Raw genomic sequence first — 12,798 nt, 5'->3', positions numbered from 1 at the left:
ATGGTTTAAAAGGTTAGTACATGAATCAAGTTGTTACAGGCGTTTTTATTGAAAAAAAGACCTAGGGTTGATTCAGCTCAAAGGGGTAGATGTTTTTCCACTCCTTGGCCATATCTACAACTGTCCAGTCTTGCGCTTTGGCGGTATCCAGTGCTTTGTCCAGGCGGCCAATCTTGCTATCACGGTCATAGGCCCATTCGCGCTTGGCGTCGGTGTGATGGACTATGCCAGCAAAGCGCTTGCCTTCAGCTGCGGTGGTCCATTGCAGCATTTGCAGGTCGCCATCGGAGTTGCCAAAGGCAAAAATTGGCCGACGTCCGATAATTGACTGGATGCTCACCGGTTTGCCCGGGCCGTCATCATTTAGCGCCAGTTTGGGCTCACGCAGGATCGAGTATTTGCCATCCTGATCCTGGAACTTAGTCATGAAGGTTGTACCAATCACCTGCTCAGGTGGTATGCCGTAGACTTCCTCGGCGAAGGTACGCATAAACTCCACTTCGCCACCTGAAACAATGTAGGTTTTGAAGCCATTGGCGCGCAGGTAGTCAAGCAACTCCAACATCGGCTGGAACACCATTTCAGTGAATGGTTTTGCGCTTTTGGGGTGCTTGGTGCTGGCCAGCCAGCGCTCGGCATTTTCCTTGAATGTTGCAGTGCTGATACCTGTATGAGTGGCACCCACTATCTTCATCAGACCCTCCATGCCACTGGCGGCAAGGGTCTTCTGGTCGTTTTCGAGCACGGCCTTGAAGGGTTGTTCGGTTTTCCACTCAGGATGTTGTGGTGCCAGGCGTTTGACCTCGCTCAGGGCGAATAGCAGCTGGAAGTACATCGGCTGTTCGCTCCATAAGGTGCCGTCGTTATCAAACACGGCAATGCGCTCGGCAACAGGTACATAGTCCTTGCTGCCTTCGCGGGTGACTGCCTGAACGAACTCTACGATGGCCTGGCGCGAGGGGCCATCATTCCAAGACGGCAGTTCATCGGCCGCCTGCGCCAGCATGGGTAAAACCAGCAATAGTGCGACCAGACCGCGCCATGACGTTTGCGCATTCAATCCAAGCATAGAGCCATCCTTGTTTAGCATTACCAGTGTTTTAGTGGGTTGGGTTTAACGGTTTTAGCTGGCCCGTTACCGAGGCGGGCGAGCGCTGCTGTTTTAGTAATTGACGCATTTCAGACAGCAGCTTTTTCTGCTCTGAAGCCCCAGCTAGAGGGGGCGGGTTCAGTGCGTAACGGTCGTTTAGGAAGGTTAGCAGCTGTTCTCTAAGATGCGAGGGCAAGTCTTCGGTTGCACCGATGAATGTATTTTCACCAGTATCTCGCTTGAGCCAACGGTATAGCTCGTCAAGGGGCAAGGATTGATCATTTAGTCGCGCCTGAAGTTGTTGCCAGGCGTAATAAGGTGAGTCAAACCAAGCCTGCCGACGCGCTGCTCGCTTGCGCAGGAATGATTGCCAGCCACGCTGCCAATAAGGTCTGCCGAAATAAACCACGACAATTGCAAAGAGGATTAAACCGCTCAGTAGCAGCCAGTGGCGTGCGATATGCACGCGAGTATTTCGGCCCAGTTGGCGCAGGTCTTCGCTAATTGAAAATGGCCCGCTGTAGCTACTTTGGCCCTGGGCCTTGAAAGTGACCTTGGGCACCGATGCTGTCTGCTGCTGTCCGGCTTGGTCCCACCACTTGAGTTCGATTGCGGGGAGTGTGTAGTTGCCCGGCTCACTGACAACATAGGTCAGGGTGTCGTTACGTAAACCGCCAGTAACGCCTCCTCGGCCATCATCCAGTGACTGGATTTCAGGTGTTTGCACATAGCGTTTAAGCCCCTCTATTTCAGCTGCCTCAGGTGCTGGTATCAACAGTGCCTGCGCATCTAAGGCGCGGATGCTGAGTTGGCGGCTGATGCTATCGCCAGCGCGAAGCGGGTCGTGGGAGCGAACAATGTTCTGGGTAAATGTGATCTCTTTGGCCACCAATACATGCTTATCGGGGCTGGCACCGACGGGTTGTACCGCGTTGAAGCTTTGGGCCTGCGTCTGTACCGTCTGTGGCTTACTGCCTTGCCCTGGCTGCAGTTGAATGCTCAGGACAGGAATATCGAAGGTCTGCGCTTGTTGTGGCGTGATCCGGTAGGTGAAGCGCAAGCCAAAAAAGGTTTTGCCTTGGCGCTTTTGAGTGAGGTGGGTCGCTTCCGAGCTTGGCGCGGACACAATTGCGCCCGGCAGTTCCAGTTTCGGCAGTTGGGGCGCACTGGTGAACCAGGTGTCGACGAGCAGGTCGACTTCGAGATTAATGGTGCCGCCGACTAACACTTGTGTTTCCGGTACCAAGCGGCTGTCGACAAGCACGCTTGGCTCATCGGCCAACGCTGGCCAGGGCAGTAACAAGGCAAGAAGCAGGATCAGACGCTTCATGGCGAAGCCTCCGTTTTCTGCTGGCGTCGAGCATCTTGCAGCACAAACTTCTGCTTGAGAAAGCGTGCAGGCGAGGTGGTCAGGTTATCCAGCCAAAGTTGATCGGAGGCCGCCTTGGCCACTGGCTGGGCTATATCCTTGCCTTGGTTGGATTTGTTATCGAACTTGATTTCATCCGGCTTATCGTCAGGCGTGCCGGCCTCTTGCTGGTCCTCATAGTCTTTCTGCAGGGCTTGGGCAAGGGCGAGGTTGCTAGCGGCCTGAGGAAATTCAGGCTGTAGTTTGAGTGCTTGTTGATAAGCACTAATTGCTTCGGGGAAGCGGAATAAACGCACGTAGCTGTTGCCCATGTAGAAGAACGCCTGGGCGTTGTCCAGGCTGGCGAAACTGACGAGGGCAGCGTCATAGTCGGCGGCGTTATAAGCGGCGACCCCTTTCCAATAAGGGTCACTGAAGTGAGCCGCCGCTTGTGGGTAGCGCTGGTGCTCGAAGGCCCAGCGTCCTTGTTGATCAGCCGTAAAAAAAGCATCGGCCAGGACACCGGCCTGGGCCGGGGCTGAAGGAAAGCCAAGTCCTAGCGCCAGCACAAGACTGGCCAGCCAGTGCACACGCCAGCCGCGACGTACGCAAAACAGTGCAATCAATAACAGCGGCCAACACAGCCAGTAGCCAGCGTCCTTCCAGTAAATCTGTTTGCCTTGGTCGCTGACCGCTTGAAAGTGGCGTTGGGCGTGCAGTTCGATCCAGTCAAGATCATCGTCATCAAGGGTCAGGCTTCCCAGTGGCGCATTGGCCGCATCCGCGAGTGCTTGCAGTGCCTTGCTGTCAAAGTTGGCAACCACTGGACGGCCGCTGGCATCAACCTTGGGTTGGCCTTGGGCATTGCGAACCACGCTTGAGCTCTTGCTGCCCACGGCCAGAACCAGAACCTGGAGATCCACGCCCTTGAGATGTTCATCAATCTGGTCGTTCAGGGCGGGATCGGCGCCGTCGGTTATCAGAACCAGGGTTCCCGGGCTTTTTTCCGCCTCCAGCAAACGCTTGGCCTGGTCGATTACGCCGAGGACATCATGCCCCGTTTTATCTATGAGGTCGGTGGATAGCGCTTGCAGGAAGGTATCGAGCAGCGCCGGGTCGTCCGTTGCCGGTAACACTAAATGAGCGCTTCCGGCATAGGCAATCAAAGCTGTGTGCGCACCAGCGCGTCGCTCAATCAGGTCGTGTAATTTATTGCGTACTGCGCTCAAGCGAGTCGGCGGTACGTCGTCGGCATCCATTGAGGGTGATAAATCCACAGCCAGTATCAACGGTGCGCGGTCATCAAGGAAATCCGGGCGGTCTTGTTGCCAGGTCGGGCCAGCAGCGGCAAGCGCGCCCAGAATAAGTAGAGCTGCAAGCAGGTGTACCGGACGCAGGCGCTGATTGTCCTGCGGCTTGATCACCAGATGTTCGAGCAGCTGAGGTGCGATGGCGCCTCGCAGTTGACGGTTCAGGTCGTGACGACGTGCCCAGAGGATGGGCAGTGCTATGCCCGGCAGCATAAGCAGTAGCCACAGAGGACGAAGAAAGTGCAGGGCGCTCAGGTCGATATCCATCTCAACGCTCCTGTTGTGATTGAGTGGCAGTCATCGAAGACATTCGAGCTGCGATGGCTGCGAGACACTGACTCAAGGCCAGCAAGAGTAGGGCAGCCCCCAGCGGCCACCAGAACAGGTCGCGCTTGGGTTGATGGCTGAAGGTCTTGACCTTGTGCGGCGTGATTCGGTCAAGGGTGTCGTAGACCTGTTTTAGCGCGGTGCGGTCATCGGCACGGAAGAATTTTCCGTTGGTAATCTTGGCGATGTTTTGCAGCATTTGCAGGTCAACTTTCGACTCGCCTGTGGCCTCGGGGTCGCCAATGCCAATGGTATGCACCACGATACCTTTGCTGGCCGCCAGATCGGCTGCATGATCGGGCGTTATTGCGCTGCCGGTGTCATTGCCATCGGTGAGCAGGATCAGAACCTTGTCTTGTTCCTTGGCTTTATCCAGCAGTTTAATGGTCAGGCCTATGGCGTCGCCCAGGGCCGTGTTGGGGCCGGCCATGCCGATGCCTACTTCGTCGAGCAAAATATGCAGGCTGGCATGGTCCAGGGTCAACGGCGCCTGTGGATAGGCGCCTGTGCCAAACACAATCAGACCGATGCGGTCGTCCTTGCGCTCGTCAATAAAGTCACGCACGACATCCTTGACGGCACTGAGACGATCGGTTTGTTCGCCGTTAGCATTGCTGTAGTCACGCGTTTCCATTGACTGGGATATGTCGATAGCCAGCATCAGGTCCCGGGTTGGCTGGGTATGCTCAATGGGTTTTTCAACATAGACCGGGCGGGCGCAGGCGAACACTATCAGCGCCCAGACAAGCAGGTTGATAAACAGTTGCCAACGCCCTGCGCTGGATTTGGCTTGGCCAGGCAGCTGCCCGACGGCCTGGCTCATGGCCCTGAAAAATGGAACACGAACAGCGCTGCGAGATTCGCGGTACTCGCTTAAATAGCGGTAGGTCAGCCAGGGCAATGGCAACAGCAGCATCAGCCAGGGGTAATCAAGCTGCCACATGATGAGCCTCAATCCATTGCTTGCAGGTGCTAAATACGCTGTCTAACTGTTCAGGTTTCAAGGCCATTAGTTGCGTCTGTGGCGCATAAGCCAGCAGCGCCAGTTGCTGGCTAAAGTCAGCGGGCAGGGGGCTAGGACTTGTACTTTGCAAGAAGCCTTGCCACTTCGCGCCGCTCAAGTTGCCTACCTCCGGCGCGTTGGGCATCGATAGCGCCACGCGCTTGAGCAGTTCAGGAAGCTCACGCAAGGCGTGCAGGCGCTGTTTATCGTCTGTGATGGCATCTTGCAACTGTGACAGGCGCAACAAGGCTTCGCGGCGATAATGGTCACGGTGCCAGCGACGCCAGCGCAGAAAGGCCCAGGTGGCGAAGATAGCCAAGCCAACCAACAGCAATACAAGCCAACCCCAGGTTTGCGGAAAGTAGCTAAACGCAGGTGTTGGCAGCGGCAGTTCCTGCAACTGGCTGATGCGCGGTGTGTTTGCGACAGTCATCGCGGAACCTGGGCAAGTCTGCCCAACTCTTGCCTGAGCTGTTCAAGGCTGTCTTCGCCGGTGCTGAACATCATCAAAGGCACCTGGCTGAGCCTTAGCATTTCGGCGACCTGACGCAGGCGTCCAGTGAGAAATTCGCCTAATGGTTTGTTGACCCGGCGGTGGTCGACTTGCAGTTCGACTTGCAGTTCGCCCTGGGTGACCATCAATCGGCCTGTTTTCGGCAAGCTCAAGGCAATGGGGTCATAAACCTGCATGGCGATGACATCGTTGTGGATCTTCAGCTCTCTTAGCAGTTGCAGCGTGCGTTCACTGGTCGCGGCAAAGTCGCTGATAATGCAGATCAGGTGGTCGTGACCAGCCAGGCTCAGGCAATTGCGCAGCGCTTGGTCCAACTGGTCAGCGTCTTCACTATCTGGCCGCGAGGCAGACAAGCTCTGGTTTTGCCGAACGATACTTGTGCACAGGGCCTCGACCCGTGAACGGCTGCGCAAAGGACGAATATGCTCGATGCGTTCATCACCGAATACCAGGCCACCGACGCGATCCCCCGCTTGCAGCGCGATCCAGGCGCAAAGCGCGCCCAGCTCTGCTGCTGTCACTGACTTGAAGTTACGTTGCGAGCCAAAAAACATGCTCATGCGCTGGTCGACAAGAATCAGGGTCGGGCGATCGCGTTCCTCGGTGTAACTGCGGACAAAGGGTTTGCCGTAGCGCATTGAAGCGCGCCAGTCGAGATGGCGTAAGTTATCGCCGGGCAGATAGTGGCGCAATTCGTCGAAACTCAAACCCCGTCCACGCAGCCGGGAAGCATGATTGCCGGACAGCACACTGGATAACGACTGGCGAGCCATGAAACTCAGGCCGCGAGCGCGATACTCAAATGCCATGAGTTGCGGCAATGATGCGTAAACGAATCCGTCGGCAGCGGTCTTGGAAGACTGCATGGTACTGCTCCTAATCAGGCGGGTATTGCCACCTTGTCGAGCAAACGGTCGAGCACTTGATCTGCGTTTACACCATCTGCCACTGCGTCGTAGGTGAGCAATAGCCGGTGGCGCAGCACGGGATGTATGACGGCACGTACATCGTCCGGTGAAACGAAGTCATTGCCCGCCAGCCAGGCGTGGGCTCTGGCAACCCTGTCCAGGCTGATACCACCGCGAGGGCTGGCGCCAATATGGATCCAGCGAGCGAGGTCAGCGTCGTAGTCGGCGGGGTAGCGCGTTGCGTTGACCAGGTCAATCAGATAGCGGTCTATCGCCTCAGACACCTGCACCTTGTTCACTTCCTGGCGCGCGGCGAAAATCACTTCCTGGGCCAGGCGAACCTCTTGCTCGGGCGCCTTGGCTTGATGCTCGGTCTGGTCCTCGGCCCTGAGCATGCGCAGCACCTGGGCTTCGTCCTCGGTGTGCGGGTAATCCATGACCAGCTTCATCAGGAAGCGATCCATCTGTGCTTCTGGAAGCGGGTAAGTGCCTTCTTGCTCGATGGGGTTTTGCGTCGCCAGTACCATGAACAATTGCGACATCGGATGGGTCTGCCCGGCGACAGTTATTTGCCGCTCCTCCATCGCTTCCAGCAAGGCGGCCTGAACCTTTGCCGGGGCACGGTTGATTTCGTCGGCGAGGATGACGTTGCCAAACAAGGGGCCTGGCTGGAATTTGATCTGGTTCTGGCCATCGACCTGTTGAAGAATCTCACCGCCGGTAATGTCCGAGGGCAAGAGGTCTGGCGTGAACTGGATACGGCTCATCTGAGCATCGAGATGTTCGGCAAGTGCTTTAACCGTCCGGGTTTTGGCAAGGCCTGGAAGACTTTCCAGCAGGATGTGACCGTTGGCTAACAACCCCAGGATCACGTATTTGATGGTCTGTTGTTGTCCAAGGACTCGCTGGCCGACAAAGCGCTCCAGATGTACAACTTGTTCTCTGCTATCCATGAACATTTCCTTGAAAACGACGCCGTTACACAGTCCTTTACACCCAAGCGCATGGTTTCGGCGGTAAGGGCTGGCATTTACATACGGGTATTTGGAACCCGGAATACTCGGTTAAATGTAGCTGCTAACTCGATTTCAGCAAGACGCTTGATTGTCCTTAACGCTTGTTTTTTCGAAGAATTCATTTGCGCCATCGTTGCAACGCGCTATTTCCAGAACAGCCAGTTTTGTCGGCGCCATGATCAGCTTTCCCTCCTAAAAGAAGGCGGCTGGGCAGTCTACTTTAATGCTCGGTGCTGTAGGAAGGCTCTTACGGCTTCGGTAAGTGAGGTGGGCAAGACTAAAGTTTGGGTTAGGAGTTTGGCAAGCACGATTTAATAACCCAGCAGTGGCAGCATGATGGCTTTCGCTTTGGTGCAAAACACCATTGTTTGATGCACAGGACAACAGGCCGTGATGATCAATGCCCTGCACTCCAGCGGTAACTCAAGCCGCAGGTGGTCTTAGAACCGTGATGGTTGGAACCATATAATAAATAGGGAAATTACTATGCTTAATAACACCAAATTCCTCAGCAGTACCTCAAGGTGGCTTCTCTTCGCTCTTTCGCTAACTGCGCTTGGCAGCGTTGTCCAGGCCGCCGAAACCCTCGACGAGGGCGTAAAAGCGAAATTTGTCGATGCTGAAACAGCGCATATCCCCGAGGGCTATCGCAACTGGACGCACATCGGGACTTTCGCGACGCCGCCAGGTAGCAAAACCATTCTTGACGGTAGCATTCGTGAGGGCGTTCAGTTTGGTAACACATACGTCGAGCCAACCGCGCTTGCCATCTACAAGGCAACCAATAAGTGGCCAGACGGTACCCAGTTCGTCAAGGAGTTCAGTGAGTCGCGACTGTCCGATGATTGCGACAAAAACAATGGCAGTTGCAGCAGAAACAACGGCAAACACTGGCCGCAGAGCATCGATAAGTGTGACAAGGTCACTGGCGTATGTGTAACCAGTCACGGCAAGGGGATCTTCCAGAGTGATTTCTTTGGCGTCACCCTAATGGTGAAAGATGCGAAGCGCTTCCCTGACGCGCCAGGTAACTGGGCCTACTTCTCATATGGACCTGCCAAAGACGATAAGTCTTATCCGCAGACAGCCAAGGTGCTGCCGTATGAAAAGTGTGCAGGCTGCCATGTGGCCAATGCCAAAGATACGGACTACGTGTTCAGTGACTTACACTTGGGTTTGCAGTAGTCAATCTTGAACCGCTTGTAGTTGTCCTCAACTACAAGCGGTGCGTACACGGGCGTTACGCGATCTAGCATGGCCTGGGGGAAGACGCCATCAGGGCTCTGAAACGGTGCGGTCCAAGGGCTTGAAGGGCGCTGGTCGATATCAAGGGCGGTCGGTATCGCAATGCCAATGCCGGTACAGCTGAACGCTTATGTCTATTGGTTGATAGTGCGAACTAGATCTCGAAACGCTTGTGTCCAGACCCTATATACGTTGTCGCTAAGTATTTTAACCTCCATCTGATCTAATTCATCCCATCGTTCAATTGCGATACCCATCGAGCGTGGGCAGAGTTTGAATTACCCAGTGCCCAACACTACTTGTCGGATGTCGGAAATTGTGCGGCTGCAGTGTTTGATTCTGTCGCTCGGAACCATATTCTTGCAGTTGAAATACTTTGATTGCTGTATAACTAGTCTAAAGTTGAGCCAAGGATAATACGGTCAAGTGCAAACAGTACTGTGTCTGTATTTTGACGCTTCAACCAATAAAGTTTTTTCTCGTGCCCAGCTGCGTTTTACAGGAGTAACAAATGCGTAGACTTATCTTGACGACCCTTGGTTTGGCAGTGGCTTGCTCAGCCCAAGCGTTTGACCGAATCCCGAAGAAAGATGGCTTCAGTGGCTATGCGTATCTGGGGGCAAGCGCCAACCGTATGGAAAGCAACACTGTCGCAACCCTGGCCGGCACAGATGTCAGCGACAGCCGTATCGATTCATTGAACAGTTCTCCAGACAGCAAGAGCTTTAGCAAAATCGTTCCTGCATTTGGCCTGTCCTATAAGCTGCAAGGCAGCCGTACCGAGTTTTTTGGTGGTACCGAGCTTGAAGACTTTCTGACCCAAGATGGCACCCTTGCCTTGGGTGTACGCCAAGGTGTTGGCCATTTCGGCAACCTCAGTGCCAGCCTGCTTGCTTCCACGCCTGTTGAAGTCTGGGAAGATCCATACCTGGTTAATGGCAAGCGTAAAGAAACCGACCGCACAAGCTCCGGTGCGCGCATGGCCTGGGAACACATTTTTGAATCCGGCTTCGATGTGACCTATACCCATCGCAAGATCGAGATAGATGATGAAGACAGCGGCGAGGCCTTGGGCCTTAGCGCAGCGCAGCGCGGTCTGCTTGATCGTGAAGGCGACGAAAATAAACTCGATGTGCGTTATGTCTGGGGCATTGGCAGTGACCACATTGTGATCCCGACCCTAAGCTATATAAACCGTGACCTAGATGGCGATGCCATGGCCATGGACGGTTATCAAATGGAGCTCAACTACGCTTACACCGGTTTTGACCGCTGGGAGCTGGTGACCAATTTGACAGCCGGCCATCTGGAAAGCGATGACAGCAATCCGATCTACGACAAAAAAGCTGATCTGGATCGCATGGGTATTTCCTTTGCCGCAACCTACAAAGAGCCGTTTGGCATGAAGAACTGGCGCGCTCGTATGGTTGCCAACTATGGTGAAGAAGACAGCAATATCGACTTCTACGACACCAGCATCAAGAGCTTGAGCCTGGGTATGCTTTACAACTTCTAAGGCTCATTGCTGTAGCACCCGACCTCTGCTTCGTCAGCCCGTTTGGGCTGTCGTTGCAGCAGTCGCAATGTGGCATCCCAATCCCCGACCTGGCAGGTTCACTGTCACGGCGTTCGAATGAAACTTCGCGGTGATCTTGACACACAACAGTGTTGAGCCCAGACCGTTGATTACCGCTCTTGCTAGCGCCTGATACTAAACCTGTGCATCCAGCGAAGGCTTTGGTATTCAAGAGCAGTGCATTCACAACGCGTCCAGCTTTCATGGTTCTTCGCACAAGGCTGGTTTGTGCGCGGCAGACTGCGTTTTTAAAGCCGCTCATAGCGTTGCTGGATACGTGCCAGCTCGCCTGAATCGCGCAATTGTTCCAGCGCATTGGCCCAGGCCGCTACTCGTTCGTCCTCACTGTCGCGGCTAAAGGCTATATACAAGGATGAACGATAAAGTTCGATGGGGATCTGGCGTAGGGTGCCAGGCGCAATGTTCAGCCGACGGCTGTAATAAGCCACCCCGGCATCGGTGTCGCCGATGATGATGTCGGTGCGCCCGGCCAGCAGCATGCGGTAGAGCTGAAGATTCTGGGTTGCGCTTGTGTCGAGGTTTTTGAAACCCAGCGACCGGAGCATTTTAGGAACCAAGCCGGCATATCGGGTGGTGATTCGTGGGGCGCGCAGCAGCTGCTCCAAGGAGGTTACTGGCGGCGCGCTAGCCAGTTGATAGGGGTGGATAGATTCTTCCACGATCGGCCCAACCCACTTGTATAAAGGCTCGCGCTCAGCCGTGCGAAACAAGGAGTACATGATTGTTTTGGGGCGGGTTTTCAATCTGTGAGTGGTTCGCATGCTGGGCAGCAGCACTATTTCGAAGTCATCCCCGGTCCGGGCCATGATTGCCCTGACGATCTCGGTAACCATGCCTGTGATCTGGTTGTTCTCACGATAGTTGTAGGGCGCCCACTCTTCGGTAACAACCTGGTATTGCTCGGCCCGGGAAATAGTCGCTAGCAAGAGGCAGAGCAATGCTGTGGTTAATGTTGAGTATTTCACGGGTTCGACTAGTTCACCTATGGGCTGTTCGGGAATGAAGCCACAGTAAGAATAGACCTTGATATGGGGCTAACTGTTCTGAGTGGCGAGTAGCGAGTGGCTGGGTGAACAGCTGAGCCTGAACAGGGCTTTTGGGCTGGTAGGCAGGTGGCCGCTGGATTTACAGCGATACGGTCTGCTGCTTGGCCCTGTCTTGAACACAACAAGGTCGATAAAGATTCTTTGCGCTTGAAAGAGGGCTCGAGTAGCGATCATTATTTCAAAATGTTTCGTTAAAGTCGCTTGAGGTTTCAGTTGTGCCCCCGAAGCCTATCCAATCCAACCACCGGTCAGTGGATACTTCAGATCGGGCTAATCGCGATGCGCGTTTATCAGCCTTGACTCTCGCTTTTTGCCTGCCAAGTGACGTACTGCTCTATCTATTGCTACCGGCTCATCCTGAAGCTTTCGGCATCACCCTGGCGCAGGCGGGGATATTGCTGGCGGCTAATCGCTTGGTGCGTATTTTCGGTTACAGCCATGTCTTGCGCTTCTATGCGCGCCATGGCGACCGCATGACTCTGATGCTGGCTGCCAGCGCGGCGATGCTCTGTGCAATTGGCAATGCGCTGTTTTGCGGGTTCATGGCTTTGCTGATGCTGAGATTGATCTGGGGGTTGTGCTTCGCGGCCCTGAACCTTTCCACCCAGGTGTTGGCGACGGCAGATGCTAGCGCTGCTGCCGCTCGGTCCGGGCGTTCACGTGCGCTGATTGCCCTGGGACCGATGCTGGCCTTGCCGCTTGGGGCCTATGTCAGCCAAGAGTTTGGTCCGCGCGTCATTTTCTGGTTGCTGGCTGTAGGCTGTGCGGTTGGTTTTCTGATCGCCCGTGGGCTGCCGGGGACTGGCCATGATCTGCCCGTGAGCAATCGCCGTTTTCGCCTGCCCGATAGCGTTGCGTTGTGGTCATTCGTAGAGGGCGTGGCGCTCGATGGCTTGTTTATTTTCGGATTATCTCTGCAGGCCGCCAAGTTACTGGGTGAAGATGCTTTGCTCGTGGCAGGCACACTCATGGCCTTGCGCTACTTTTCCGAAGTGCTGCTCAGTCCTTTGGGCGGTCGTGCGGCGCAGATGTTTGGCGCCACGCCCATGTTGTTGCTGTTTTCCGCGTTAAGTGCACTGGCGTTGACTGCTTTTGGTATGCATTGGGTGGTGGCGGGTGCGGCATCTGTGTTGATCCTGCGGGCATTGCAATTGCCGCTGGTGACCACCCTGGTTGCCGAACGCAATCCGGGGGCTGCCCGAGTTGGCGCTCTGGCCTCAAATGCCATATGGCGAGATGTTGGAGCAGGACTCGGCCCTTTGCTGGCGGGCATTTTGCTGCCAGTTGCTTCGGCCCCGTGGGTATTCGCCCTGGCTGCGCTGGCGATTGTAGCCAGTGCGCTGGGTTGCTGGCTCAGGCGTTAGTGTCGGGCTGGCTAGATGGTTTTCAGCTTC

Annotated in this window: 11 protein-coding genes; 3 read left to right on the top strand and 8 right to left on the bottom strand. The window is 55.1% G+C overall.

From position 1 onward, the window contains the following. Positions 1-61: 61 nt before the first annotated feature. From AACY26_RS13385 to AACY26_RS13355, 7 genes are read right to left on the bottom strand one after another with little or no spacing between them, the layout of a single operon-like run. On the bottom strand, positions 62-1,069 hold the full coding sequence (locus AACY26_RS13385) for an HAD family hydrolase (protein WP_339514794.1): 1,008 nt from the start codon (positions 1,067-1,069) through the stop codon (positions 62-64). Positions 1,070-1,100: 31 nt separating this feature from the next. Continuing rightward, complete coding sequence (locus AACY26_RS13380) at positions 1,101-2,420, bottom strand: hypothetical protein (protein ID WP_339514792.1); 1,320 nt, start codon at positions 2,418-2,420, stop codon at positions 1,101-1,103. Next, on the bottom strand, positions 2,417-4,015 hold the full coding sequence (locus AACY26_RS13375; RefSeq protein WP_339514790.1) for a VWA domain-containing protein: 1,599 nt from the start codon (positions 4,013-4,015) through the stop codon (positions 2,417-2,419). The genes AACY26_RS13380 and AACY26_RS13375 overlap by 4 nt, the downstream gene beginning before the upstream one ends. A 1-nt stretch (position 4,016) precedes the next feature. Further along, positions 4,017-5,018 carry a vWA domain-containing protein gene (locus tag AACY26_RS13370; protein WP_339514788.1) on the bottom strand — a complete coding sequence of 334 codons (1,002 nt, stop codon included), beginning with the start codon at positions 5,016-5,018 and terminating at the stop codon, positions 4,017-4,019. Continuing rightward, on the bottom strand, positions 5,005-5,511 hold the full coding sequence (locus AACY26_RS13365) for a DUF4381 domain-containing protein (protein WP_339514786.1): 507 nt from the start codon (positions 5,509-5,511) through the stop codon (positions 5,005-5,007). The genes AACY26_RS13370 and AACY26_RS13365 overlap by 14 nt, the downstream gene beginning before the upstream one ends. Further along, positions 5,508-6,458, bottom strand: coding sequence for a DUF58 domain-containing protein (locus tag AACY26_RS13360; protein WP_339514784.1), 951 nt, complete (start codon positions 6,456-6,458; stop codon positions 5,508-5,510). Before AACY26_RS13360 ends, AACY26_RS13365 begins: the two co-directional genes overlap by 4 nt. A 14-nt stretch (positions 6,459-6,472) precedes the next feature. Next, complete coding sequence (locus AACY26_RS13355; RefSeq protein ID WP_339514782.1) at positions 6,473-7,453, bottom strand: AAA family ATPase; 981 nt, start codon at positions 7,451-7,453, stop codon at positions 6,473-6,475. A gap of 549 nt (positions 7,454-8,002) precedes the next feature. On the opposite strand from AACY26_RS13355, the gene AACY26_RS13350 reads away from it, so the two are divergent. Both AACY26_RS13350 and AACY26_RS13345 read left to right on the top strand, forming a co-directional pair. Continuing rightward, positions 8,003-8,701: a cytochrome P460 family protein gene (locus AACY26_RS13350; RefSeq protein WP_339514780.1), complete on the top strand. Its 699-nt coding sequence runs from the start codon at positions 8,003-8,005 to the stop codon at positions 8,699-8,701. Between the two features lie 571 nt (positions 8,702-9,272). Then, positions 9,273-10,277, top strand: a complete 1,005-nt coding sequence (locus tag AACY26_RS13345; protein WP_339514778.1) for a DUF2860 family protein — start codon at positions 9,273-9,275, stop codon at positions 10,275-10,277. 308 nt (positions 10,278-10,585) lie between these two features. Here the strand turns inward: AACY26_RS13345 and AACY26_RS13340 are convergent, their stop codons facing one another. Continuing rightward, the gene (locus AACY26_RS13340) at positions 10,586-11,323 is read right to left on the bottom strand and encodes a substrate-binding periplasmic protein (RefSeq protein WP_339514776.1); all 738 of its coding nucleotides are present in this window, start codon (positions 11,321-11,323) and stop codon (positions 10,586-10,588) included. Between the two features lie 332 nt (positions 11,324-11,655). On the opposite strand from AACY26_RS13340, the gene AACY26_RS13335 reads away from it, so the two are divergent. Continuing rightward, positions 11,656-12,768, top strand: coding sequence for an MFS transporter (locus AACY26_RS13335; RefSeq protein WP_339514774.1), 1,113 nt, complete (start codon positions 11,656-11,658; stop codon positions 12,766-12,768). Positions 12,769-12,798 lie beyond the last annotated feature (30 nt).

Origin of the sequence: Pseudomonas sp. RL_15y_Pfl2_60, assembly GCF_963970595.1 — a bacterium.
Lineage (GTDB): Bacteria > Pseudomonadota > Gammaproteobacteria > Pseudomonadales > Pseudomonadaceae > Aquipseudomonas.
Note: the sequence above shows the minus strand (reverse complement) of the source record. Positions and strands in the feature narration are given on the sequence as shown.

What these genes read in the sequence shown, in the direction of transcription:
- AACY26_RS13345 (WP_339514778.1), top strand. Translation starts at nt 9,273, where the DNA reads ATGCGTAGACTTATCTTGACGACCCTTGGTTTGGCAGTGGCTTGCTCA.
- AACY26_RS13365 (WP_339514786.1), bottom strand. Translation starts at nt 5,511, where the DNA reads ATGACTGTCGCAAACACACCGCGCATCAGCCAGTTGCAGGAACTGCCG.
- AACY26_RS13360 (WP_339514784.1), bottom strand. Translation starts at nt 6,458, where the DNA reads ATGCAGTCTTCCAAGACCGCTGCCGACGGATTCGTTTACGCATCATTG.
- AACY26_RS13380 (WP_339514792.1), bottom strand. Translation starts at nt 2,420, where the DNA reads ATGAAGCGTCTGATCCTGCTTCTTGCCTTGTTACTGCCCTGGCCAGCG.
- AACY26_RS13370 (WP_339514788.1), bottom strand. Translation starts at nt 5,018, where the DNA reads ATGTGGCAGCTTGATTACCCCTGGCTGATGCTGCTGTTGCCATTGCCC.
- AACY26_RS13350 (WP_339514780.1), top strand. Translation starts at nt 8,003, where the DNA reads ATGCTTAATAACACCAAATTCCTCAGCAGTACCTCAAGGTGGCTTCTC.
- AACY26_RS13355 (WP_339514782.1), bottom strand. Translation starts at nt 7,453, where the DNA reads ATGGATAGCAGAGAACAAGTTGTACATCTGGAGCGCTTTGTCGGCCAG.
- AACY26_RS13375 (WP_339514790.1), bottom strand. Translation starts at nt 4,015, where the DNA reads ATGGATATCGACCTGAGCGCCCTGCACTTTCTTCGTCCTCTGTGGCTA.
- AACY26_RS13385 (WP_339514794.1), bottom strand. Translation starts at nt 1,069, where the DNA reads ATGCTTGGATTGAATGCGCAAACGTCATGGCGCGGTCTGGTCGCACTA.